We start from the raw sequence: 22,277 nt of genomic DNA on the forward strand, positions 1-22,277 counted from the left end.
TCGGTGCACTGCGCTCAATAAACCTCGCAAGTTATAACAGCAACAATATTAATCTCCCAATCAAGGAAGAGATAAGCGTCATGCAAAACATGGATAACCAATCGTTCACCGCTCAACTATTCGTCGATAACAAGCCGGTTGCACTAGCAGGTAAAGTCATTCGGAAAATGTTGGAGTCCCCCGACTTCAATGATGGTGAGAAGGCTATCCTCGAGAAAAAACTCGACATTTACGGAGACGTTCTTCTGAGTTACGCGGAGGACGTTGCCCCAGAAACGTTTCTTTTCGCCTACCACGACGACGTCTACACTATCAAGATTGAAGATCGTGACGGAAACTTCAAAAACACTGCAAGTATGGAAGGCGAACAGCGTAACCTGTCGGTTTTTGAAGGTGATGACCCTACTTACTTTCGCATCATCAACAGCCAGGGTGATAGTGCAAAACTGGACGACCTGCCAGGCGAAGTCAACAACATCCGCCTTCATACCGGTCCACAGCGTCGAGAGGTACTGATCTATGGCGAGTCCCCAAACTTTCCGATTCTCACCGACAAAGAACGACGCGGCAAACTTGTCTTCTTCGACCTGAAAATCATCAATCGCAACGTCTCGCGATAAGATCGTCGATTGAATGCTCTGTGAGAGCATGAGCTTAAAAAACCGGTCAGCGATGGCCGGTTTTTTCTGCCCGGGAAAAAAAATCCAGCCTCCCAAAAGGCTAAAGGTCGGGGTATCCAACCCAACTGGTAAGACCGGTCATGCCAATTATGCAATTTCCACTTGCGATCCGCCAAAAATAGCGCCTAGACTCCACCTGCACTGGACATACCGGTAAGACCACAATAATTAAGTCCTGAAGTCGATGCGCCTCGCGCACGGCAGCCAGGACACCGACCAGGATTCCTCCCATGCTCAGATGGTGCTCGCGTTCAATCTTCCTCCAAGTGGTTCTCGGACTGGTGCTCGGCATCGTCTGCGGGCTGACCCTTCCCGAATACTCCGCTCAGCTCAAACCACTCGGTGACGGTTTTATCAAGCTGATCAAAATGCTCATTGGCCTGATTGTGTTCTGCGTGGTGGTCAGCGGCATCAGTGGCGCCGGCGACCTGAAGAAGGTCGGGCGCATCGGCCTGAAATCGGTGATCTACTTTGAAATCCTGACCACCATCGCCCTGGTGATCGGCCTGGTGTTCGCCTTCAGTACTGGCATCGGCAGCGGTGCGAATATTCATCTTGAGCAGCTTTCCGCCGCCGACATGGGCGATATCGCCCAGCGCGGCCAGCACATGCACACCACCACGCAGTTCCTGATGGATTTGATTCCGACCTCGGTCATCGGCGCATTTGCCGACAACAATATCCTGCAGGTCCTGCTGTTTTCGGTGCTGTTCGGCAGTGCACTGAACCTGGTGGGCGAAGCGGCGTCGGGTATTTCGCGGCTGATCAATGAGCTGAGCCACGTGATCTTCCGCATCATGGGCATGATCGTGCGCCTGGCGCCGATCGGTGTGTTCGGCGCGATCGCCTTCACTACCAGCAAATATGGCCTGGATTCGCTGCAACACCTGGGCAGCCTGGTCGGCTTGTTCTACCTGACCTGTATAGCCTTCGTTACCCTGATTCTCGGCCTGGTGATGCGCCTCTCCGGCTTGAAGATGTGGCCGTTGCTCAAGTACCTGCGCGAAGAACTGCTCATCGTCATGGGCACCGCTTCGTCCGACGCAGTGCTGCCACAAATCATGCGCAAGCTTGAACATCTGGGCATCGGCAGTTCGACGGTCGGCCTGGTGATCCCGACGGGCTACTCGTTCAACCTCGACGGCTTCTCGATCTACCTGACCCTGGCCATCGTGTTCATCGCCAATGCCACCGGCACGCCACTGGCCATGACCGACCTGCTGACGATCCTGTTGGTATCGTTGATCACCTCAAAAGGCGCGCATGGCATTCCAGGTTCCGCACTGGTAATCCTGGCGGCGACCCTGACGGCGATTCCGGCGATCCCGGTGGTGGGCCTGGTGCTGGTACTGGCCGTGGACTGGTTCATGGGCATTGGCCGGGCGCTGACCAACCTGATCGGCAACTGCGTCGCCACGGTGGCCATCGCACGCTGGGAAAAGGACATCGATGTGCAACGGGCGAACAAGGTACTGTCCGGCCAGGTGGGTTATACCTTCCAGCCGCGAAAACCGGTGAGCCCGGCGCATCAGCAGGAATTTTGAATCACCGCCGTGCCTGCCCCCGGGCAGGCACGGCCAACAAAGGTTACAGAGGCTCATGGAGCGAACAGTGATTACCACATCGACCGTTGTAAATTCAGTCGTGGAAAAACTTCGGGCCGCACTGGCCCGTGGTCAGTGGCGCTCCGGCGAAATGCTGCCGGGGCAACGCGAACTGGCCGAACAATTGGGCATCAGTCGTCCGAGCCTGCGCGAAGCGGTGATCGTCCTGGAAACCCTCGGTCTGGTGCGTTCGATGCCGGGCAAAGGTGTGGTGGTGCTCGAAGCCAATCCCGCCGACAGCCAGGCGCATGACAACGCGGTGGCCGCCGCGAGCCTGGAAGACGTGCTGCAACTGCGCTACACCCTTGAGCCGTTTATCGTCGGCCTGGTGGCGCAGTCCATCAGCAGCAAGGAAATCGGGCAATTGCGCCTGACCCTGATGGACATGCGCGAAGCCCTGGAGGCCAATGACAGTGAGGCTGGCGTAAACGCCTACATCGCATTCCACGAAGAGCTGTTCACGCTGACATCCAACCCGATCTTCCAGAGCGTGGTGCAACAAACCAGCAATGCGCTCAAACAGAGCGCCCAAGTGTTGCGCAATTCCCCGGAGCATCTGGCTGAACGCCTGGACGAAAACGAAGCGGTGGTTCGGGCGATCCGCAGCAAGAACAGCGCCCAGGCCAGCGCCGAGATGCGCCGGCACATTTTGCGCGAAGGTCAGCGCATGGGCATCGAACTGAACATCCCGGAAGACAACTTCGGCAGTTGAAACCTCTTCGAACTGGAGATTGGCCATGAACAGCATCGCCTCGCCACAAACGCTCGCCACCCTGCCCGTCCGCCCGTCGGTGGATGATCTGTATTCGCGGGTCCTCGATGCCATTTTCGAACAGCGTATCCATTCGGCCAGCCGCTTTACGGAAGAAAGCCTGGCGCAAATGTTCGGTGCCCGCCGCAGCGACGTGCGTGATGTGCTGACGCGACTGTCCCATCAGCACATCATCCACCTTCGCGCCAACCATCGTCCGCGTGTCGCCGAACTGGATGCCGAGCAGGTCCGGCAGGCCCTGCATGCCCGGCGGCTGGCCGAGGTCATGCTGGTGCGGCTGGCGTGTCAGCGACCTTGCGCGCAAGACTTGAAGCAGCTGCGGGCGCTGCTCGATAACGAGCGTCTATGCGCCGAGCGAGGCCCGGCGATTCGTTTGTCGGGAGCGTTTCATCTGCAGTTGGCAAAAATGGCGGGGAACGCACCGCTAGCGCACTTTCTCGAGAGCCTGGTACCGCTGACTTCGTTGGCGATTGCGCAGCTTGGTCTGCAACAGAAGGATTATTGCGCGGGGCCGGTGCACATGGAGATTGTCGATGCCGTTGAACGTGGAAACGCAGCGACAGCGGTGATGTTGATGAACCGGCATATGGATCATCTGGAACAGACACTGCTCAATACAACCCGTGAGCACTGCGCTGCCGGCTAGGACGCCACAAAACTTCAATCCGCCGCCACCCGCGCGAACCCCTCGCGGATCTTTTCTTCCGGCAAATCATCGGCAATGAACACGATCACGCTTTCGCGGCTTTCATCGTCCGCCCACTCGGTGTCCCAGTCGAATCCATAAAGCTTCAGCACACCCTGAAACACCATGCGCCGCGGTTCGCCGAGAATGCTCAACACGCCCTTGTAGCGCAGCAACTGCTTGCCATGCTCCTCCAGGAGCTCATTCATGAACTCGCTGAGCTTGTCGATATCCAGCGGTTTATCAGTGCGCAGCACCAGGCTGGAAATGCGGTCGATGGAGGGTGCCTGGCTGACAGGTCGCAAACTCACACCGCCACCGAGGTCGGCATTGAGATTGAAACCGCGCACGTCGAGCAACTCGGCCAGATCGATCTTGCCGTGGTCGACCACGCGGATCGGGGCACGACGGTTGATGCGGGTCAGGCGCTCGCTCAACGCGGTGAAGGTCGGTTCGTCCACCAGATCGCGCTTGCTCACCAGCAAGCGATCGGCAAAACCGATTTGCGCCTGGGCGATGGTCTGGGTCAGGTGCAGGTCGGCGTGGGCCGCGTCCACCAGGGTGATGATGCCGTCGAGGATGTAGCGCTCGCGCAGTTCTTCGTCGATGAAAAAGGTTTGCGCCACGGGCGCCGGGTCGGCCAGGCCAGTGCACTCGATCACCAGGCGGTCGAAGGCGATATCGCCCTGGTCCAGGCGTTCGAGCAACAGGTAAAGCGCCTTGGTCAGGTCCGTATGGATGGTGCAGCAGACACAGCCGTTGGACAGTGTCATCACTTGCACCGGCTCATCGCCCAACAACTGGGTGTCGATGCCGGCATCGCTGAATTCGTTCTCGATCACGGCGATTTTCAGGCCGTGCTCGGCTTTGAGCAGGTGGCGCAACAGGGTGGTTTTACCAGCGCCGAGGAAGCCGCTGAGGATCGTGACAGGTATAGGGACTGACAAAATAAGGTCTCCTGGGCGCAGAAAAGACTGTAGGAGCCGGCTTGCTGGCGATGGCGTCCCGAAGATCGCTATCGCCAGCAAGCCGGCTCCTACAGAGGTGATGCCTAAGTGGTGTGTTTCAACAGCACTTAGGCCCACCCTTGCCACCGTAACGGGCTTCCTGACGTTCGCGGAAGAACATCTCGTAGCTCATCACCGGTTTGTCCGGGTGCTTGGTCTGCATATGCTCGACGTAGTTGTCGTAGTCGGGCATGCCGACCATCAGGCGCGCGGCCTGGCCGAGGTATTTACCGAGGCGACTGAGGTCATTGAACATGGTGCAAATCCTCGATCACGCTTCCGGCAGTGCCTGGAACGGCGCTTCTTTATCCGTACGCTCCTTGGTGCCCCAGGCGGAAATACCGACCTTGAGCGCATAGAACAGGATACTGAACACCACGAACAGGAACAGCGCAGTCAGCGTTGCGTTGGTGTAGGCGTTGAAGATCACGTGCTGCATCTGCGTGATGTCCTTCGCCGGGGCGAGGATCTGGCCGTTGGCCAGGGCATCGCTGTATTTTTTCGCCAGGGACAGGAAGCCGATCGCCGGGTTGGCATCGAACAGCTTGATGAAGCCGGCGGTGGTGGTGCAGATCAGCAGCCACACAGCCGGCACCAAAGTCACCCAGATGTAGCGTTGGCGTTTCATCTTGATCAGCACGACGGTGCCGAGCATCAGCGCGATACCGGCCAGCATCTGGTTGGAGATGCCGAACAGCGGCCACAAGGTGTTGATGCCACCCAAAGGATCGATCACGCCCTGGTACAGCAGATAACCCCACATGGCCACGCAACCGGCGGTGGCGATCAGGTTGGCAGTCCACGACTCGGTACGGCGCAGGGCCGGCACGAACGAGCCGAGCAAGTCCTGGAGCATGAAGCGCCCGGCACGAGTACCGGCGTCGACCGCGGTCAGGATGAACAGCGCTTCGAACAGGATCGCGAAGTGGTACCAGAACGCCATGGTGTTTTCACCCGGCAAAACACTGTGCAGGATCTGCGCGATCCCCACCGCCAGGGTCGGCGCACCGCCGGCACGGGCCAGGATGGTGGTTTCACCGATGTCATGGGCCACTGCCTGCAACGCTTCCGGGGTGATGGCAAAGCCCCAGTTGCTGACCGCCGTGGCTACGGCCACTACGTCCCCGCCGACGACCGCGGCCGGGCTGTTCATGGCGAAATACACGCCCGGTTCGATCACCGAGGCGGCCACCATGGCCATGATGGCCACGAACGATTCCATCAGCATGCCGCCGTAACCGATGTAGCGGGCGTTGGTTTCGTTATCCAGCAGTTTCGGCGTGGTCCCGGAAGAGATCAGCGCATGGAAACCCGAGACCGCGCCACAGGCGATGGTGATGAACAGGAACGGGAACAGACCGCCCTTCCACACCGGACCGGTGCCGTCGATGAACTGGGTCAGGGCCGGCATTTTCAGCTCGGGCATGGTCACAAGGATGCCGATGGCCAGGGCGACGATAGTGCCGATTTTCAGGAAGGTGGAGAGATAGTCACGCGGTGCCAGGATCAGCCACACCGGCAACACCGCTGCGACAAAACCGTAACCGATCAGCATCCAGGTGATTTGCACGCCCGTGAAGCTGAACGCCTTGGCCCACACCGGATCAGCGGCAATCTGCCCGCCCAGCCAGATCGAGCCGAGCAGCAACAGCACGCCGATGACGGAGATTTCACCGATGCGACCCGGACGTATGTAGCGCATGTAGATGCCCATGAACATCGCGATCGGTATGGTCGCCATCACCGTGAAAATACCCCATGGGCTCTCGGCCAGGGCTTTGACCACGATCAGCGCCAGCACCGCGAGGATGATGATCATGATCAGGAAGCAGCCGAATAGCGCGATGGTGCCGGGGATGCGGCCCATTTCTTCGCGGACCATGTCACCCAGGGAACGGCCGTTGCGGCGGGTAGACATGAACAGGACCATGAAGTCCTGCACCGAACCGGCCAGCACCACGCCAGCGATTATCCATAGCGTGCCGGGCAGGTAGCCCATCTGCGCCGCCAGGACCGGACCGACCAACGGCCCCGCGCCGGCGATGGCCGCGAAGTGGTGACCAAAGAGAATGTGTTTGTTGGTCGGAACGTAATCCAGACCGTCATTGTTGAGCACGGCGGGAGTGGCCCGTCGCGCATCGAGTTGCATGACATTGTTAGCGATGAACAGACTGTAGTAGCGGTATGCAACCAGATAGATGGCCACGGCAGCGACCACGATCCACAAGGCGTTGATTGCCTCGCCTCGGCGCAATGCCACTACACCCAGGGCGCACGCACCTACGATTGCCAGCAGCAGCCAAGGCAAATGGCGTAGCGGGCTATTATTATTTTTCATTTTATTATTCCAGCCAGAGTGGACAAGAAAGACAGCCACCCCGAGTTTAGCGCTCCTGACGACAAAGGCCATAGCCCGACATAGGTCTAGACACCTGCCCCACGCTGGCAGCCTTGAAGAATGCAGGTCTATAGTCAGCGTACATCTACGAGGATCGCGCCATGAGCGAGCACCCTGCCGAACGTCGCCGCTTCAAACGTATTGCGTTCGATGCCCGAACCGAGCTGAGTCAGGGTGAGTCCACCTGGCCGGTGAAGTTGATTGACCTGTCGCTCAAGGGGTTGTTGATCGAGCGACCCGATCCGTGGTTGGGCAAGGCGCAGCAGGATTTTGTGGTCGACATTCATCTGAGCGAGGGGGCCGATATCACCATGGATGTGCAACTGGCCCACGACGACCATGGCCAACTCGGCTTTGTCTGCCGGCACATCAGCCTTGAGTCTATCGAACGTTTGCGGCGGTTGATCGAGCTCAACCTGGCTGATCCAGAAGAGCTGGAGCGCGAACTGGGTGCGCTGATCGAAGTCTAGAAGCCGCCGAATACCAAAGTGGGAGCGAGCCTGCTCGCGAAGGGGCCGTCAGTTTCAACATTTATGTTGACTGATACTCCGCTTTCGCGAGCAGGCTCGCTCCCACAGGGTTGTGCATTAACTGGAATTTATTCGAACAACGCGTCCAGCGCCTGTTCCAGCCGCGTCACGGCAATGATCTGCAACCCTGCCGGCGCCTCTTTCGGCGCATTGCCCTTGGGCACGATGGCGCGCTTGAAGCCGTGCTTGGCAGCTTCCTTCAAACGCTCCTGACCGCTCGGCACCGGACGCACCTCACCGGAAAGCCCCACCTCACCAAACACCAACAGGTCGTGAGGCAGCGGCCGGTTGCGCAAACTGGACATCACCGCCGCCATCAACGCCAGATCGGACGCTGTTTCCAGTACCTTGACCCCGCCGACCACGTTGAGGAACACATCCTGATCGTGGGTCGGAATGCCGCCATGACGGTGCAGCACCGCCAGCAACATCGCCAATCGGTTTTGATCCAGCCCCAACGTAACCCGACGCGGGTTGGCCAGGTGACTGTCGTCCACCAGCGCCTGAACCTCCACCAGCATCGGCCGCGTGCCTTCCCACGTCGCCATCACCACGCTGCCCGGGACCTCTTCCTGAGCACGGGTCAGAAAAATCGCCGAAGGGTTGGAGACTTCTTTCAGGCCCTTGTCAGTCATGCCGAACACGCCCAGTTCATTGACTGCACCGAAACGGTTCTTCACCGCCCGCAGCAGCCGCAGGCGCCCGTCGGACTCGCCCTCGAAATACAGCACGGTATCGACCATGTGCTCCAGCACCCGAGGCCCAGCCAGTGCGCCTTCCTTGGTGACGTGGCCGACCAGGAAAATCGCCGTGCCGCTCTGTTTGGCATAACGCACCAGCAACGCCGCGCTCTCACGCACCTGGGATACACCACCCGGGGCCGATTGCAGCTGCTCGGTAAAGATCGTCTGGATCGAGTCGATCACCATCACCCTGGGCTTTTCCTGACGAGCCGTGGCAATGATGGCTTCGATACAGGTTTCGGTCATCACCCGCAGCTGATCCTGAGGCAACCCCAGGCGTCGCGCGCGCATGGCCACTTGCTGCTGGGATTCCTCACCGGTGACGTACAGCGCCGGCATGCTCTTGGCGAGGTTGCACAAGGTTTGCAGCAGAATGGTCGACTTGCCGATGCCGGGGTCACCACCGATCAGCACCACCGAACCGTCGACCAGCCCGCCACCCAGAACCCGGTCGAGCTCGCTGGATGCGGTGGAGAAGCGCGGAATTTCTTCGACACTGACTTCAGCCAGGGTCTTGATCTGCGCCTGCTGGCCGGCCCAGCCGGTACGACCGCTGGGGGCGGCTGCCCCGCCGCTTTCCACCATGGTTTCGGTAAGCGTGTTCCAGGCCCCGCACTCACCGCACTGGCCGGCCCATTTGGGGAAGGTTGAACCGCACTCGGTGCAGCCGTACATGCGCTTGGCCTTGGCCATCGGAACCCCCGGAAAAAAACGCGATGATAGCTCAGCTGAGACATGCGAGTGCGCCAGATGTCTTGCAACCCTCGGGTGATTTCAAATAGCCTTTATCAAACTCTGGCTTTTTTGAAATATTCCCGCCATACAAAAATCCTGTATAAGTTTTCCACTCAACTCGCCCAACAAACTCTAGAGACATGCCTTACCGCCCCATTAAAAACCTATACAAGCTTTATTCATCTGCATACTTGATGCACAACTTTAAAACACTCGCGCAAAACCAGACCTTCAATTCCGACAAGCACGAAAATCTTTAATCAATAGCAAAATTAACTAATTAGTTAGACGTATGTTGACTGCAATTAATTTTCAATACCAACGCTAGAACACGCAAATGCCCATCAACTTGAATATCCCGATTCATGGATGGTCTTTCACCCTGCGCCACTCATACAAACGAAACCCTATCGCTGTAAAAAGTCGTATTCCACCCCCCCGCAGAAGGCCTGGCCTCCCTCCGATCGAGATCAATCGGTGAATTTTTCAAGACCACCCGGGTCGATTGCTGGCGAGCACAGCAGGCAGTTGATTCGAGCAGGATGCGCTTTGCTGATTTACACTGCGTTCATCAACCTCATCTGTAACAAGGAAATAACCTATGGGCGTGCTAAACGAGTTCAAGGCCTTCGCGGTCAAAGGCAATGTGGTCGACATGGCCGTCGGCATCATCATCGGTGCGGCCTTCGGCAAGATCGTCACATCGTTTGTCGGTGACCTGATCATGCCGCCAATCGGCATGCTGATCGGTGGCGTGGACTTCAGTGACCTGGTCATAACGCTCAAGGCAGCAGACGGCGCTGCTCCGGCGGTCGTGCTGGCGTACGGCAAATTCATCCAGACCATCCTCGACTTCGTCATTGTCGCCTTCGCGATCTTCATGGGCGTCAAGGCGATCAACCGCCTGAAGCGCGAAGAGGCCGTGGCCCCTAGCCTGCCTCCGGTTCCCACCAAGGAAGAAGAGTTGCTGGGCGAGATCCGCGACTTGCTCAAGGCCCAGAACAACCAGCCTTGACCGCACCCGCATTAAAAACGGCGCCCTTGAGGCGCCGTTTTTTTACCAGAAGTTTTCCACCGCCACCTGGCCGGGCCGTCGGCTGAGGCTCAGGTGCATGTCCCGCTGTTTAAGCAGCTTGCGCGTGTCATCGATCATCTGCGGATTGCCGCACAGCATGACCCGTGAATGCTCCGGTGTCAGCGCGACGCCCGCGGTGCGCTCCAGCTCGCCGTTCTCGATCAGCGTGGTGATCCGCCCGTTCAATGCGCCAGGATGCTGCTCACGAGTGACCGTGGCGATGAATTGCAGTTTGTGTGCGTACTCCGCCAGATAGTCACGTTGCGCCAGCCCCGCTATCAGCTCCTGATAGGCCAGTTCCCGGGCTTCGCGAACGCTGTAGACCAGGATGATCCGCTCGAATCGCTCCCAGACTTCAAAGTCCTGCAATATCGAGAGGAACGGCGCCACCCCCGTCCCGGTGGATAACAGCCACAGATCGCGCCCATCGACAAAGCGGTCCGGCGTCAGGTAACCGAAGGCCTGGCGGTCGACCAGCAATTTGTCACCCACGACCAGCCGGCTGAGCTCACTGGTGAACTCACCGTCCGGCACGACAATGGAGAAGAACTCGAGGAACTCGTCAAAGGGCGAGGACACCATGGAGTAGGCGCGCCATACCGTACTGCCATCCGCCTTGGTGACGCCCAACCGGGCAAACTGCCCCGCCCGAAAACGAAACCCGGCATCCCGCGTGGCACGCAGGGTAAACAGATTCGGGGTCAAGGGATGAACCTCGAGCAAGGTTTGACGGGTAAATTTTTCTTCACTGACGGACATGGAAGGCTCCAATCAAAAGACACCCACAGTGTCCCGCAAAGACGGCAGCGTAACCACAGACATTTTGTAGTGATATTAAGCCATCAAGTTATTGATTATTCGGCACTGCAAACATCAGTCAAAATAAAATTACATATGGCATTTGATAAGTCGCCGATTGCCTAAGAACCTGGAACACACTTTTTCAGCGGTTAAAAGAGCAAAATCGTCGAACTGCAATTATCGGAAATGTCCTACACTCCGTCTCGTGCCGGATCTCGGATCCAAATCAGCACCCCCGAGAACATAGTGTTGGAGACCGCCCGAATGGAACTCTGGAAGGAATCACAGCTTCAACTGCTTTCTCACTCACAAGACATTAATATCGCCTATCGAATATCACTGAATTTCGTCAGGAACCTTGGATATAAATTTTGTGCCTTTTCAACCATTTCAGCCAACAGTCGCGCTGATTACTGCCCGGTCAACCTGAATAACTATCCACATGACTGGAACGCTCAATATGAACAAAACGATGTCAGCAAGATTGATCCGATAGCAGCCTATTGCAATCACTCCACGTTACCCGTGCTCTGGAGCCAAGAGCTTTTCTCCAAAACCCCGTGGTTATGGCAAATGCTGCAACAGCAAGGCCTGGCGCATGGCTGGTCGCAAGCGGTCCACGATGAAAAATGCGGGATGCACAGCATGCTCAGCCTGGCCAGAAGCCATTGCCCGATTTCAGCCTTTGAGCTGTACGAAAATCTTGGATTCTCGGTTTTCATCAGCCGCCACTTGCACGCCCTGGCAATTGCGATGCAACCGAAAAAACCGGCCTCGCCTCTGCCTCCTCCCTTGTCACGGCGGGAACTCGAAGTGTTGAAACTGTCGGCCGATGGCAAGACGGCCTATGAAATTTCCAGGATCCTCAGCCTAAGTGAACGCACGATCAACTTTCATGTGCATAGGGCCATTGAAAAGCTGGGCGTCAACAACAAGATTGCGGCAGTCATTGCCGCGGCCCGGTCCGGAGCCATCTGAAACGCCCGACTGCGGGAAAACCTGCGGGTAATCCAGGCAAAAAAAACGTACCATTTGCGGTCCCCCCGAAGTGATGGCGTGTAAACCTTCACGACGCAATACACTCGGACGGCTCCGCCCGCGCCAACACCTTGGTGAGGCGGGATATCCGTTGATTACCCAGAGCCCCGCCCCATGCCTTTGCTCGAAACGCCCTTCGCCAGCCTCGACCTGATCCGCCAGCCAGAACAGCAGAATGAACCGCTGCAGGCTTTCGATGCGGCCGATGAATACCTGCTCGATTACCTGGCCGAACAGCAGCCCACGGCTGACACGCGGGTATTGGTGCTCAACGACAGTTTCGGCGCACTGGCGGCCAGCCTGGCGGGCAAGGTGCGGGTGGTCAGCAGTGGTGATTCGTTCCTGGCATTCCAGGGCCTGGAAAAGAACCTGGTGCGCAACGGCCTGGCGTTTGATGCGGTGTCGAGCGTCCCCGCCAGCGAGGCCCCTGTCGGGCCGTTCGACCGGGTGCTGATCCGTGTACCGAAAACCCTGGCGCTGCTGGAGGAACAACTGATCCGCCTGCAAGGCCAACTGGCGCCCGGCGCCCAAGTGGTCGCCGCGGCCATGATCAAGCATCTGCCCCGGGCGGCGGGCGACTTGCTGGAGCGTTACGTCGGCCCTGTGCAAGCCTCGCTGGCAGTGAAGAAGGCGCGGCTGTTGATTGCCAAGGCCGAGGACAAAACGCCTGCAGCATCGCCTTACCCGAGCCGATACAAACTCGACGAACCGGCTATCGAACTGCTCAACCACGCCAATGTGTTCTGCCGCGAAGGCCTGGACATCGGTACCCGGGCGTTTTTGCCACACCTGCCGAAAAATCTCGGTGCGGCACGGGTCGCGGATCTCGGTTGCGGCAATGGTGTTCTGGCCATCGCCAACGCCCTGCAAAACCCCGAGGCCCACTACACGCTGGTGGACGAGTCGTTCATGGCCGTGCAATCGGCCTCCGAGAACTGGCGCGCAGCACTGGGTGAACGGGAAGTGACCGTGCGTGCCGGTGACGGCCTGGCCGGCCAGGAACCACAATCGCTCGACATCGTGCTGTGCAACCCACCGTTTCACCAGCAACAGGTGGTGGGCGACTTCCTGGCCTGGCGGATGTTCCAGCAGGCCCGCGAAGCGCTGGTCGTGGGCGGCGCGCTGTACATCGTCGGCAATCGTCACCTGGGTTACCACAGCAAGCTCGCGCGCCTGTTCCGTGGCGTCGAGCAAGTGGCAGCCAATCCGAAATTCGTGATCCTCAAGGCGCGCAAGTAACAGGCAAAAAAAACCCTCCGTGCGGAGGGTCGTAAATCCGTGCCTTGGGGCTACGGGAAGGATGTCAGTGCGTGGTCAGGCCGGCCGCGTTCATGAACAGGCGCATCAGGCTGGCGACGATGAACAAGGCGCCCACGCTACCGACCCAGATCAGGGCCAACCAGCCGAGCCGCTGCCACAGCGGCTTTTTTTCGGCTTCTTCAATGTCGTGCAAGGTGTGTTTGCCAGGCATGAATCAATTCTCCGGGTTAGCAGCAGGCTAGTGATAGCCGTCCTCATGGGTGACCTTGCCGCGGAACACGTAGTAGCTCCAGAAGGTGTAGCCCAGGATGAACGGGATGATGAACAGCGTGCCCACCAGCATGAAGCCCTGGCTTTGCGGCGGCGCAGCGGCGTCCCAGATCGAAATCGACGGCGGGATGATGTTCGGCCACAGGCTGATGCCCAAACCGCTGTATCCGAGGAAAATCAGCACCAGGGTCAGCAGGAACGGCGTGTAATGCGCGTTGCGTGCCACCGCGCGGATCAGGCCGTACATCGTCACCAAGACCAGGATCGGCACCGGCATGAACCAGAACAGGTTCGGCATGGTGAACCAGCGTGCGGCGATATCCGTGTGGGCCAACGGGGTCCAGATGCTGACGATGCCGATCACCGCCAACAGCACGAAGGCCAATGGCCGTGCCAGGTCGTGCATCTGTTCCTGCAACTTGCCTTCGGTCTTCATGATCAGCCAGGTGCAACCGAGCAACGCATAGGCCACCACCAGCGCCGCGCCACAGAACATCGTGAACGGTGTCAGCCAGTCCAGTGAACCACCGGCGAACTGCCGATTGACCACCGGCAGCCCATCGATGAACGCGCCAAGCGCAACGCCCTGGAAGAACGTCGCAGTGACCGAGCCACCGATGAAGGCCTTGTCCCACAGGTGGCGTTTGTCGTCCTTGGCCTTGAAGCGGAACTCGAACGCCACGCCGCGGAAGATCAACCCGATCAACATCAGGATCAGTGGCAGGTACAACGCCGAGAGCACCACCGAATAGGCCAGCGGAAACGCGCCGAACAATGCCGCGCCGCCCAGCACCAGCCAGGTCTCGTTGCCGTCCCAGACCGGGGCGACGGTGTTCATCATCACATCGCGATCGGTCTTGCCCGGAATGAACGGGAAGAGAATGCCGATGCCCAGGTCGAAACCGTCCATGACCACGTACATCATGATGCCGAAGATGATGATCACGGCCCAGATCAGCGGAAGATCAATACCCATGATTCAAATCTCCTTGGTCAGGCTGTTGCCGGCTTCGGCGTGATCGTCGTCGGCGGCGGACAGCGGACGGGCCGGTGTGCGTTTCTGGCCCGGGCCTCCGTCGTTGGTTTCCTTGCCTTCGTCGATCTTCGGCCCCTTGCGCACCAGGCGCATCATGTAGCCAAGACCGGCGCCAAACAGCGCGAAATAGACCACGACAAACAGGATCAGGGTGATGCTCATCTGCATGAAGCTATGGTTGGACGACGCATCCGCCGTGCGCATCAGGCCGTAGACCACCCACGGCTGACGGCCGATTTCGGTGGTGAACCAGCCAGCGAGGATCGCGATCAGGCCCGATGGCCCCATCCACAACGCCAGGTACAGGAACGGCCGCGAGGTGTAGAGGGTGTCACGCTTGCGCAGCCACAGGCTCCACAGACCGGTGAAGATCATCAGGAACCCCAGGCCGACCATGATCCGGAACGACCAGAACACAATGGTCGAATTCGGCCGGTCCTCAGGCGGGAACTCCTTGAGCGCCGGCACCTGCTTGTCCAGCGAGTGAGTCAGGATCAGGCTGCCCAGGTACGGGATCTCGACGGCGAATTTGGTTCTCTCCTCCTTCATGTCCGGCCAGCCGAACAGGATCAGCGGCGTGGCCTCGTCGCCCTTGTTTTCCCAGTGGCCTTCGATCGCGGCGATTTTCGCTGGCTGATGCTTGAGCGTGTTGAGGCCGTGGAAATCACCGATGACGGCCTGGATCGGCGCGACGATCAAGGCCATCCACATGGCCATCGAAAGCATTTTGCGGATCGCCGGGTTGTCCTTGCCGCGCAGCAAATGCCAGGCCGCGGAGGAGCCGACGAAGAAGGCCGTGGCAACGAACGCCGCCGTGGCCATGTGCATCAGGCGATACGGGAACGACGGGTTGAAAATGATCGCCAGCCAGTCGGTGGGGATGACCTGGCCGTTGACGATTTCAAACCCCTGCGGGGTCTGCATCCAACTGTTGGAGGCCAGGATCCAGAAGGTCGAGATCAGCGTACCGATGGCCACCATCACGGTGGAGAAGAAGTGCAGGCCGCGCCCGACCTTGTTCCAGCCAAACAGCATGACGCCGAGAAACCCCGCCTCGAGGAAGAACGCCGTGAGCACTTCATAGGTCAGCAACGGCCCGGTCACGGAGCCGGCGAAGTCCGAAAAGCGGCTCCAGTTGGTGCCGAACTGATAGGCCATGACCAGGCCGGAAACCACCCCCATGCCGAAGTTGACGGCAAATATCTTCGACCAGAAATGGTAGAGGTCACGGTAGGTATCGTTATGGGTTTTCAGCCACAGGCCTTCGAGTACCGCCAGGTAACTCGCCAGGCCGATGGTGATGGCCGGAAACAGGATGTGGAACGAGATGGTGAACGCGAACTGAATTCGGGCGAGATCAAGTGCCTCTAAACCGAACATAAGTCTTCCTCTGTCAGGTAGTACGGCTGCTGGCTGGAAGCCTGCACCCACGGCCCCCACGGATATGGAGTGTGGCGATGCTCTGTTTGTTCTTTTTTTTGCACGCATCACAACGCAGGGAGTCTGGCCTTGCGGCCGCCGGATCAATTCCTTTTGTGGGTTTTGATCTGGATCAATCAACGATGAAAGAGTAGTCCCAATTTCGGGGATGAACCGCGTGGTCTTTTGCCGCGTGACAAGTTGCCTCACGACCTTTGTCATAGGCAGCAACACATTCCCGGTGGGAGCGCCAAGTAAATCGATGTCTGGCTAACTAAATTTTTTGTCATGGCAACTTCCTGTTACAGGTTGGTGATAATCTCGACGCTCCCCTTTCCCCAGATTCCCCGCAGATGCCCAGCCAAGAGCCCTTGCTGTTACGTCACCACCGCCCTTTTCTCGCGTTCTGGCTGGCCCGGGTCTTTACCGCCAGCGGCTTCCAGATGCTCACCGTGGCCATCGGCTGGAACCTGTATCAGTTGACCGGCAACGTGCTCGACCTGGGTCTGGTCGGCCTGGTCGAGTTCGCTCCGCGCGTGCTGTTCATGCTGCACACCGGGCACGTCGCCGACCGCTATGACCGGCGCAAGGTGGCGGCGATCTGCCAGTCCCTGCAGGCATTGATCGCCCTGTCGCTGGCCATCGGCAGCGCGACCGACCATGTCACCCGGGAAATGATTTTCATCCTGGCCTTCCTGCTCGGTGCCGCCCGTTCCTTTGAAATGCCGACCACCCAGGCCCTGCTGCCAAGCATCGTGCCCAGCGCGCTGTTTCCCCGTGCGGTGGCTGCCGCGCAATCGGCCCAGCAATCGGCAACCATCGTCGCCCCGGCCCTCGGCGGTTTGCTCTATGCCTTCGGCAGCGTCTGGGTGTATGGCCCGACGGTGCTGCTGTATGTCATCGCCTGTTCGCTGATGCTGAACCTGCCCGCCCGGCAAACCCCGCTGAACAAGGGCAAGGCCACATTGGATTCACTGCTGGCGGGCATTCGCTTCATCCGCAGTCGTCCGGACATTCTCGGGGCGATCTCCCTCGATCTGTTCGCGGTGCTGTTAGGCGGGGCGACGGCGTTGCTGCCGGTGTTCGCCAAGGACATTCTGCTGACCGGCCCGTGGGGACTGGGCCTGTTGCGCTCGGCACCGGCGGTGGGTGCGCTATTGATGTCGCTGTTCCTGGCGCGGTTTGCCGTGGAGCGCAATGTCGGGCGGGTGATGTTTACCGCCGTGGGCATCTTCGGCGTGGCGACCATTGCCTTCGGCCTGTCGACCTCGTTCTGGTTTTCCCTGGCGGTGTTGGTGGTGTTGGGCGCGGCAGACATGATCAGCATGGTGATCCGTGCCTCGTTCGTTCAACTGGAAACCCCGGACGAAATGCGCGGCCGGGTCAGCGCCGTGAATGGCCTGTTCATCGGAGCCTCGAACCAGTTGGGCGAGTTCGAATCGGGCCTGACCGCCCACTGGTTCGGCACCGTGCCAGCCGTGGTCATGGGCGGGATCGGCACGCTGGTGGTGACCGGGGTGTGGGTCAAACTGTTCCCGACACTGGCCAGCCGCGATCGCATGCACGTGGCTAAGGATGAAGAGAAGGAAGAAGCGAAAGCCTGACGTTATCTAGACCAGCAACTCCCCCGCCACCGCCGTTCGTGCGGCCTTGCCGCAGAGTTGCTCCACCAGCGCCAGGGCAAACGCCAATGCGCCAGCCGAGCCCTGGGCGGTGATGCAATTACCGTCGACCACCACCGGTTGATCGACAAAGGTGCAGCCCGACAGTTGATGGCTGGCAGACGGCAGGCAGGTCATGCGCCGCTGACGCAAAACGCCAAAGGCCTGCAGCGCCACCGCGGGTGCTTCGGCGATGCCGGCGAACAGACGACCGGCGGCTGCCTGATCCTTGATCAACTGCTGCAGGGGCTGGTGTGCCGCCAGGTGCTGCGAACCCACCGCACCACCCGGCAAGGCGATCAGGTCGAAGGGCTGCGCCAGCAAGTCCACCAGCATGGCATCGGACGTCAGCCGAGTGCCGCGGGCGCAGGTGAGCATGCGCCGCCCTTCGATGCTGGCCACCACCACTTCCACTTTGGCGCGTCGCAGTACGTCGATCAGGGTCACGGTTTGCAGGTCGTCGGTGCCCTCGGCGAGGGCAATCAAGGCTCTAAAAGTCATCAGGCACTGTCCACGGAATGATCTTTTAAGCGTAGTCAGCTTTCCTGCCCCTTGTTCAGGACCTGTGGCTACTTGATATAAAGCTGCGTCGAGAGGGAGTTGCCGGGTGCGTTGATCGAGGTATTGCTGAAGGTCAACGTGCCTTGCTGCTTGCCCGCCAGGTCAAGGGCATACAAATAGCCGACGGTTTTCTCCCCCGGGGTGCAACTGGTCAGGTTGCCGTTCTTGAACGCGCAGACCGGTGTGCGGGTGCCATTCACTTCGACACCGTCGAGGACGACATGGGCCTCACGCCCGTAACCCACTTCCAGCACGTACACCGTGATGTTCGGGCCGTTGTGATCGCAGCGTGTCTGGGTTTGCCCTTCTTCGATGTTCTCGACACCACAGGACGGCGACGCGACTTTCAGCACCTTCAATTGCGTCAGTGGCGGCGCCGAGGCCGCCACGGCCGTGTGAGCCCCGAGAAACAACGCCATCGATACTCCGAAGGCGGCAACCAGACGCTTTATCATGCAGGACCCATCCACCCAGAAAAACCAGCGCGCAGTATGGCGCACTTGGCTTTGTCGCAAAACATCGACGACGATCACCGCCATAAGCCCCCATATTCCCAAGCTACTGGTATGATGCGCGGCTTTTTCCGGCCCACAGTAATTTCCAGGCGTGTTCTGCGGTCTGTGCTTTGCTGTTGAGGTCGATACATTCACGGCGCCCGGCGCGCCACGGGGAGCAGACATGCTGGAAAGGCTGTTTCAACTCAAGGCACATAACACCAACGTGCGGACCGAGATTCTGGCGGGCGTCACGACCTTTTTGGCCATGGCCTACATTCTGTTCGTCAACCCGAGCATCCTCGGCGAGACCGGCATGGACAAGGGCGCAGTGTTTGTCGCCACCTGCCTGGCCGCCGCCATCGGCTCGACAGTCATGGGCCTGATCGCCAACTACCCGATCGCCCTCGCACCGGGCATGGGTCTGAACGCCTTCTTTACCTATACCGTCGTCCTGCACATGGGCCATACCTGGCAAGTGGCGCTGGGGGCGGTGTTCATCTCGGCCGTTTGCTTCTTCCTGCTGTCGATCTTCCGCATCCGTGAATGGATCATCAACAGCATCCCGCTGCCGCTGCGATCGGCGATTGCCGCCGGTATCGGCCTGTTCCTGGCGCTGATCGCCCTGCACAACGCCGGTATCGTGGTCAGCAACCCGGCGACCATGGTCGGCCTCGGTGACCTGAAACAACCGGCCCCAATCCTCGCCACACTCGGTTTTGCCCTGATCGTCGCCCTCGAAGCCCTTGCCGTGCGCGGCGCGGTGCTGATCGGCATCCTGGTGGTGACCATCATTTCCATCGTGATGGGCTTCACCCCGTTCGGCGGCGTGATGTCGATGCCGCCATCGCTGGCCCCGACTTTCCTGCAACTGGACATCAAGGGCGCGCTGGACATCGGTCTGGTCAGCGTGATCTTTGCCTTCCTGTTCGTCGATCTGTTCGACAACTCCGGCACTCTGATCGGCGTCGCCAAGCGCGCCGGCCTGATGGGCAAGGACGGCCATATGCCGAAAATGGGCCGCGCGCTGATCGCCGACAGCACCGCGGCCATGGCCGGTTCCCTGCTGGGCACCTCGACCACCACCAGCTACATCGAATCCGCAGCCGGCGTGAGTGCCGGCGGCCGCACCGGCCTGACCGCCGTCGTGGTGGCGATCCTGTTCCTGCTGGCGCTGTTCTTCTCGCCACTGGCCGCCAGCGTTCCGGCCTTCGCCACCGCGCCGGCCCTGCTGTTCGTCGCCGTGCTGATGACATCCGGCCTGGCCGAAATAGACTGGGACGACATCACCGTTGCCGCGCCGGTGGTCATCACCGCGCTGGCAATGCCGTTCACTTATTCCATCGCCAATGGCATCGCCTTCGGTTTCATTTCCTGGACCGCCATCAAGCTGATGTCCGGTCGTGGCCGTGAGCTGAACCCGGCGCTGGTGATCCTGTCGATTCTGTTCGTGATCAAGCTGGGTTGGTTCAACGCATGACTTTTGATTCCCAGGCCTACGCCGTTCAGCTCGAAGAAAAGGTCACGCGCTTGCGTGACCTGCTGGCCCCGTTCGATGCACCCGAGCCAGCCGTTTTCGATTCGCCGCTGAAAAACTTCCGCCTGCGCGCCGAGTTCCGCCTGTGGCGCGAGGCCGGCGAGCGTCATTACGCGATGTTTTCCCAGGAAGACAAGCGCACGCCGATCCTGATCGAAGAGTTCCCGATCGCCAGCCTGCGCATCAACCAGTTGATGCCGCAGCTCAAGGCCGCGTGGCAAGCCAGCGCCCCCCTGAGCCACAAGCTGTTCCAGGTGGAGTTCCTGACCACCCTGGCCGGCGACGCGATGATCACCCTGTGCTATCACCGCCCGCTGGACGAACACTGGCATGCGGCGGCGTCGAAACTGGCGGCCGACCTGAACGTCAGCATCATCGGCCGTTCCAAGGGCAAGCGCGAAGTCATCGGTCACGATTACGTGGTCGAGAAGCTGGAAGTCGGCGGTCGCACCTTCAGCTATCGCCAGCCCGAAGGCGCGTTCACCCAGCCCAACGGCACGGTGAACCAGAAGATGCTCAACTGGGCGTACGATGCGCTCGGCGATCGCTCTGACGATCTGCTGGAGCTGTATTGCGGCAACGGCAACTTCACCCTGCCGCTCGCCACCCGCGTGCGCAAAGTGCTGGCCACCGAAATCAGCAAGACCTCGGTGAACGCTGCCCTGAGCAATCTCAGCGAAAACGCTGTGGATAACGTCACCCTGGTGCGTTTGTCCGCCGAAGAGCTGACCGAAGCCCTGAACGAGGTGCGTCCGTTCCGCCGCCTGCACGGCATCGACCTCAAGAGCTACGAGTTCGGCAGCGTGTTCGTCGACCCGCCTCGTGCCGGCATGGACCCGGACACCTGCGAGCTGACCCGGCGCTTCGACAACATCCTGTACATCTCCTGCAACCCGGAGACCCTGGCGGCCAACATCGCCCAACTGCACGACACCCACCGCATCACCCGGTGCGCGATGTTCGACCAGTTCCCGTGGACCCATCACATGGAATCCGGGGTGATGCTGACCCGGCGTTGACAGCTCCTGCCAGGCACAAAAAAGCCGTCTTCACGACGGCTTTTTTGTGGGTACCTGCAAGTCGACATCGACCTTGCGCGGACGCCCGCCTTTCCTGCCGTTGGCCCGCGCGGCTTCAGACTTTGCGGCGCTGCTCTGGCGACCATTGCGCGAAGCGGCGACCGAGGCCGCCATGGCCATCAGCGGCTTGCTCGCAGAAATCATCCCGGCGATAGAGACATGCAGGTCCTTGCCTTCATGGCACAGGGCAGTACCCGCATAGCCGACAGTCAGACTGGCGTAGTCCTCGACCTCAAAATCATCGAACTCCGCATAGTTGGCGATGGGCAACAATATGCCGCTGCCGTCCTCGAAGCCGACGACCAGACAAGGGGCCATGTAGGTCACAGCGGTCGCTTGCAGGCTGTTTTTTCTACGTGATTCGCCACGTTCGATGGCTTTGTCCAGGCTGCTTTCCGTTACGGGATTATCGGCCCGGACCTTGGCTTTTATGGTTTTCATAACTCGATCTCCACACCTTCCTGTGTGCCTATCAGCGACAGCAGCGTCCTGTTCGTTTCAGGCTCATAACACGCCGACCCAATCATGTTGGTGGTACTGACAACCCTTTTCACCACAACGACTTCGTTGCTTTGCCAGTCCCACAACTGATTATCGAGACAAGCCGTTTGCAGTTTTCGCCACCAGATGCCCCGGGCACGCCGCAAATGAGCAGGTTGCAGGAGCGATTGGCGCAATCCCTCGAGCACCGCCAGCGGTGGCCGACGTGAAAGCGGAACAACATCCCAGAGCTCGACACCGTTGTGCCAGAAGCTGAACCTGAATCTCGCACTCCACGTGCCCGCCTCCACATGTGCATGAGGCGGACAATGCTCGTCTCGCAACATGATCACTACCGACAGTCCTTTATAATTGCATACCTTCATGCTAACCCATCCGTTAGGTTAATGAA

The 22,277-nt window shown here is 59.5% G+C and carries 23 protein-coding genes; 11 read left to right on the forward strand and 12 right to left on the reverse strand.

Features of this window, described 5'->3' with window-relative positions; genetic code table 11:
* Positions 1 to 80: 80 nt before the first annotated feature.
* From EI969_RS01880 to EI969_RS01895, 4 genes are all read left to right on the forward strand, one after another.
* Entirely contained in the window at positions 81 to 620 is a 540-nt protein-coding gene (locus EI969_RS01880; protein ID WP_160385674.1) for a hypothetical protein, read from the forward strand.
* Between the two features lie 290 nt (positions 621 to 910).
* Complete coding sequence (locus EI969_RS01885; protein ID WP_160385675.1) at positions 911 to 2,224, forward strand: C4-dicarboxylate transporter DctA; 1,314 nt, start codon at positions 911 to 913, stop codon at positions 2,222 to 2,224.
* Positions 2,225 to 2,291: 67 nt separating this feature from the next.
* A complete protein-coding gene (locus EI969_RS01890) occupies positions 2,292 to 2,996 on the forward strand; it encodes a FadR/GntR family transcriptional regulator (protein ID WP_160385676.1) in 705 nt (234 codons plus the stop codon).
* Between the two features lie 25 nt (positions 2,997 to 3,021).
* Complete coding sequence (locus EI969_RS01895) at positions 3,022 to 3,702, forward strand: GntR family transcriptional regulator (RefSeq protein WP_160385677.1); 681 nt, start codon at positions 3,022 to 3,024, stop codon at positions 3,700 to 3,702.
* Between the two features lie 14 nt (positions 3,703 to 3,716).
* Here EI969_RS01895 and yjiA read toward each other — a convergent pair whose 3' ends face one another.
* From yjiA to EI969_RS01910, 3 genes are all read right to left on the reverse strand, one after another.
* Entirely contained in the window at positions 3,717 to 4,688 is a 972-nt protein-coding gene (gene yjiA, locus EI969_RS01900) for a GTPase (protein WP_160385678.1), read from the reverse strand.
* Between the two features lie 118 nt (positions 4,689 to 4,806).
* The gene (locus tag EI969_RS01905) at positions 4,807 to 5,004 is read right to left on the reverse strand and encodes a YbdD/YjiX family protein (protein WP_007895266.1); all 198 of its coding nucleotides are present in this window, start codon (positions 5,002 to 5,004) and stop codon (positions 4,807 to 4,809) included.
* 15 nt (positions 5,005 to 5,019) lie between these two features.
* On the reverse strand, positions 5,020 to 7,086 hold the full coding sequence (locus EI969_RS01910) for a carbon starvation CstA family protein (protein WP_160385679.1): 2,067 nt from the start codon (positions 7,084 to 7,086) through the stop codon (positions 5,020 to 5,022).
* A 161-nt stretch (positions 7,087 to 7,247) separates the two neighbouring features.
* On the opposite strand from EI969_RS01910, the gene EI969_RS01915 reads away from it, so the two are divergent.
* Positions 7,248 to 7,616, forward strand: a complete 369-nt coding sequence (locus EI969_RS01915) for a PilZ domain-containing protein (RefSeq protein ID WP_160385680.1) — start codon at positions 7,248 to 7,250, stop codon at positions 7,614 to 7,616.
* A gap of 128 nt (positions 7,617 to 7,744) precedes the next feature.
* Here EI969_RS01915 and radA read toward each other — a convergent pair whose 3' ends face one another.
* Complete coding sequence (gene radA / locus EI969_RS01920) at positions 7,745 to 9,112, reverse strand: DNA repair protein RadA (protein ID WP_057400505.1); 1,368 nt, start codon at positions 9,110 to 9,112, stop codon at positions 7,745 to 7,747.
* 643 nt (positions 9,113 to 9,755) lie between these two features.
* On the opposite strand from radA, the gene mscL reads away from it, so the two are divergent.
* Complete coding sequence (mscL, locus tag EI969_RS01925) at positions 9,756 to 10,169, forward strand: large-conductance mechanosensitive channel protein MscL (protein ID WP_150716741.1); 414 nt, start codon at positions 9,756 to 9,758, stop codon at positions 10,167 to 10,169.
* 42 nt (positions 10,170 to 10,211) lie between these two features.
* Here the strand turns inward: mscL and EI969_RS01930 are convergent, their stop codons facing one another.
* The gene (locus EI969_RS01930) at positions 10,212 to 10,988 is read right to left on the reverse strand and encodes a ferredoxin--NADP reductase (protein ID WP_160385681.1); all 777 of its coding nucleotides are present in this window, start codon (positions 10,986 to 10,988) and stop codon (positions 10,212 to 10,214) included.
* A 306-nt stretch (positions 10,989 to 11,294) separates the two neighbouring features.
* Here EI969_RS01930 and EI969_RS01935 point away from each other — a divergent pair, with 306 nt between their 5' ends.
* Both EI969_RS01935 and EI969_RS01940 read left to right on the forward strand, forming a co-directional pair.
* On the forward strand, positions 11,295 to 12,008 hold the full coding sequence (locus EI969_RS01935) for an autoinducer binding domain-containing protein (protein WP_160385682.1): 714 nt from the start codon (positions 11,295 to 11,297) through the stop codon (positions 12,006 to 12,008).
* Between the two features lie 174 nt (positions 12,009 to 12,182).
* Positions 12,183 to 13,307 carry a methyltransferase gene (locus EI969_RS01940; RefSeq protein WP_160385683.1) on the forward strand — a complete coding sequence of 375 codons (1,125 nt, stop codon included), beginning with the start codon at positions 12,183 to 12,185 and terminating at the stop codon, positions 13,305 to 13,307.
* A 64-nt stretch (positions 13,308 to 13,371) separates the two neighbouring features.
* Here EI969_RS01940 and EI969_RS01945 read toward each other — a convergent pair whose 3' ends face one another.
* Genes EI969_RS01945 through EI969_RS01955 form a run of 3 tightly spaced genes read right to left on the reverse strand, consistent with a single transcriptional unit; the run spans position 13,372 to position 16,014 of the window.
* On the reverse strand, positions 13,372 to 13,539 hold the full coding sequence (locus EI969_RS01945; protein ID WP_080925332.1) for a DUF2474 domain-containing protein: 168 nt from the start codon (positions 13,537 to 13,539) through the stop codon (positions 13,372 to 13,374).
* Positions 13,540 to 13,566: 27 nt separating this feature from the next.
* Positions 13,567 to 14,574 (reverse strand): cytochrome d ubiquinol oxidase subunit II, encoded by a 1,008-nt coding sequence (gene cydB, locus EI969_RS01950; RefSeq protein ID WP_150716745.1) that lies wholly within the window; start codon positions 14,572 to 14,574, stop codon positions 13,567 to 13,569.
* 3 nt (positions 14,575 to 14,577) lie between these two features.
* Complete coding sequence (locus tag EI969_RS01955) at positions 14,578 to 16,014, reverse strand: cytochrome ubiquinol oxidase subunit I (protein ID WP_160385684.1); 1,437 nt, start codon at positions 16,012 to 16,014, stop codon at positions 14,578 to 14,580.
* A 392-nt stretch (positions 16,015 to 16,406) separates the two neighbouring features.
* On the opposite strand from EI969_RS01955, the gene EI969_RS01960 reads away from it, so the two are divergent.
* Positions 16,407 to 17,657, forward strand: a complete 1,251-nt coding sequence (locus EI969_RS01960; protein ID WP_033063569.1) for an MFS transporter — start codon at positions 16,407 to 16,409, stop codon at positions 17,655 to 17,657.
* Positions 17,658 to 17,663: 6 nt separating this feature from the next.
* Here EI969_RS01960 and EI969_RS01965 read toward each other — a convergent pair whose 3' ends face one another.
* Together EI969_RS01965 and EI969_RS01970 are read right to left on the reverse strand one after the other, a co-directional pair.
* Entirely contained in the window at positions 17,664 to 18,215 is a 552-nt protein-coding gene (locus EI969_RS01965; RefSeq protein WP_160385685.1) for a DJ-1 family glyoxalase III, read from the reverse strand.
* Positions 18,216 to 18,283: 68 nt separating this feature from the next.
* Positions 18,284 to 18,730, reverse strand: a complete 447-nt coding sequence (locus EI969_RS01970) for a DUF4879 domain-containing protein (RefSeq protein ID WP_160385686.1) — start codon at positions 18,728 to 18,730, stop codon at positions 18,284 to 18,286.
* 223 nt (positions 18,731 to 18,953) lie between these two features.
* Between EI969_RS01970 and EI969_RS01975 the strand changes: the two genes are divergently transcribed.
* Together EI969_RS01975 and trmA are read left to right on the forward strand one after the other, a co-directional pair.
* On the forward strand, positions 18,954 to 20,249 hold the full coding sequence (locus EI969_RS01975) for an NCS2 family permease (protein ID WP_110657148.1): 1,296 nt from the start codon (positions 18,954 to 18,956) through the stop codon (positions 20,247 to 20,249).
* Complete coding sequence (gene trmA / locus EI969_RS01980) at positions 20,246 to 21,325, forward strand: tRNA (uridine(54)-C5)-methyltransferase TrmA (RefSeq protein WP_160385687.1); 1,080 nt, start codon at positions 20,246 to 20,248, stop codon at positions 21,323 to 21,325. The genes EI969_RS01975 and trmA overlap by 4 nt, the downstream gene beginning before the upstream one ends.
* Before the next feature lie 30 nt (positions 21,326 to 21,355).
* Here trmA and EI969_RS01985 read toward each other — a convergent pair whose 3' ends face one another.
* Both EI969_RS01985 and EI969_RS01990 read right to left on the reverse strand, forming a co-directional pair.
* Positions 21,356 to 21,826, reverse strand: coding sequence for a DUF2442 domain-containing protein (locus EI969_RS01985; RefSeq protein WP_160385688.1), 471 nt, complete (start codon positions 21,824 to 21,826; stop codon positions 21,356 to 21,358).
* On the reverse strand, positions 21,823 to 22,251 hold the full coding sequence (locus tag EI969_RS01990) for a DUF4160 domain-containing protein (RefSeq protein WP_160385689.1): 429 nt from the start codon (positions 22,249 to 22,251) through the stop codon (positions 21,823 to 21,825). Before EI969_RS01990 ends, EI969_RS01985 begins: the two co-directional genes overlap by 4 nt.
* Positions 22,252 to 22,277 lie beyond the last annotated feature (26 nt).

It is taken from the genome of Pseudomonas sp. PB101 (assembly GCF_009764265.1).
Taxonomy (GTDB): Bacteria; Pseudomonadota; Gammaproteobacteria; order Pseudomonadales; family Pseudomonadaceae; genus Aquipseudomonas.

What these genes read in the sequence shown, in the direction of transcription:
- EI969_RS01880 (WP_160385674.1), top strand. Translation starts at nt 81, where the DNA reads ATGCAAAACATGGATAACCAATCGTTCACCGCTCAACTATTCGTCGAT.
- EI969_RS01885 (WP_160385675.1), top strand. Translation starts at nt 911, where the DNA reads ATGCTCAGATGGTGCTCGCGTTCAATCTTCCTCCAAGTGGTTCTCGGA.
- EI969_RS01895 (WP_160385677.1), top strand. Translation starts at nt 3,022, where the DNA reads ATGAACAGCATCGCCTCGCCACAAACGCTCGCCACCCTGCCCGTCCGC.
- EI969_RS01905 (WP_007895266.1), bottom strand. Translation starts at nt 5,004, where the DNA reads ATGTTCAATGACCTCAGTCGCCTCGGTAAATACCTCGGCCAGGCCGCG.
- EI969_RS01910 (WP_160385679.1), bottom strand. Translation starts at nt 7,086, where the DNA reads ATGAAAAATAATAATAGCCCGCTACGCCATTTGCCTTGGCTGCTGCTG.
- EI969_RS01915 (WP_160385680.1), top strand. Translation starts at nt 7,248, where the DNA reads ATGAGCGAGCACCCTGCCGAACGTCGCCGCTTCAAACGTATTGCGTTC.
- radA (WP_057400505.1), bottom strand. Translation starts at nt 9,112, where the DNA reads ATGGCCAAGGCCAAGCGCATGTACGGCTGCACCGAGTGCGGTTCAACC.
- mscL (WP_150716741.1), top strand. Translation starts at nt 9,756, where the DNA reads ATGGGCGTGCTAAACGAGTTCAAGGCCTTCGCGGTCAAAGGCAATGTG.
- EI969_RS01930 (WP_160385681.1), bottom strand. Translation starts at nt 10,988, where the DNA reads ATGTCCGTCAGTGAAGAAAAATTTACCCGTCAAACCTTGCTCGAGGTT.
- EI969_RS01935 (WP_160385682.1), top strand. Translation starts at nt 11,295, where the DNA reads ATGGAACTCTGGAAGGAATCACAGCTTCAACTGCTTTCTCACTCACAA.
- EI969_RS01940 (WP_160385683.1), top strand. Translation starts at nt 12,183, where the DNA reads ATGCCTTTGCTCGAAACGCCCTTCGCCAGCCTCGACCTGATCCGCCAG.
- EI969_RS01945 (WP_080925332.1), bottom strand. Translation starts at nt 13,539, where the DNA reads ATGCCTGGCAAACACACCTTGCACGACATTGAAGAAGCCGAAAAAAAG.
- cydB (WP_150716745.1), bottom strand. Translation starts at nt 14,574, where the DNA reads ATGGGTATTGATCTTCCGCTGATCTGGGCCGTGATCATCATCTTCGGC.
- EI969_RS01955 (WP_160385684.1), bottom strand. Translation starts at nt 16,014, where the DNA reads ATGTTCGGTTTAGAGGCACTTGATCTCGCCCGAATTCAGTTCGCGTTC.
- EI969_RS01960 (WP_033063569.1), top strand. Translation starts at nt 16,407, where the DNA reads ATGCCCAGCCAAGAGCCCTTGCTGTTACGTCACCACCGCCCTTTTCTC.
- EI969_RS01965 (WP_160385685.1), bottom strand. Translation starts at nt 18,215, where the DNA reads ATGACTTTTAGAGCCTTGATTGCCCTCGCCGAGGGCACCGACGACCTG.
- EI969_RS01970 (WP_160385686.1), bottom strand. Translation starts at nt 18,730, where the DNA reads ATGATAAAGCGTCTGGTTGCCGCCTTCGGAGTATCGATGGCGTTGTTT.
- EI969_RS01975 (WP_110657148.1), top strand. Translation starts at nt 18,954, where the DNA reads ATGCTGGAAAGGCTGTTTCAACTCAAGGCACATAACACCAACGTGCGG.
- trmA (WP_160385687.1), top strand. Translation starts at nt 20,246, where the DNA reads ATGACTTTTGATTCCCAGGCCTACGCCGTTCAGCTCGAAGAAAAGGTC.
- EI969_RS01985 (WP_160385688.1), bottom strand. Translation starts at nt 21,826, where the DNA reads ATGAAAACCATAAAAGCCAAGGTCCGGGCCGATAATCCCGTAACGGAA.
- EI969_RS01990 (WP_160385689.1), bottom strand. Translation starts at nt 22,251, where the DNA reads ATGAAGGTATGCAATTATAAAGGACTGTCGGTAGTGATCATGTTGCGA.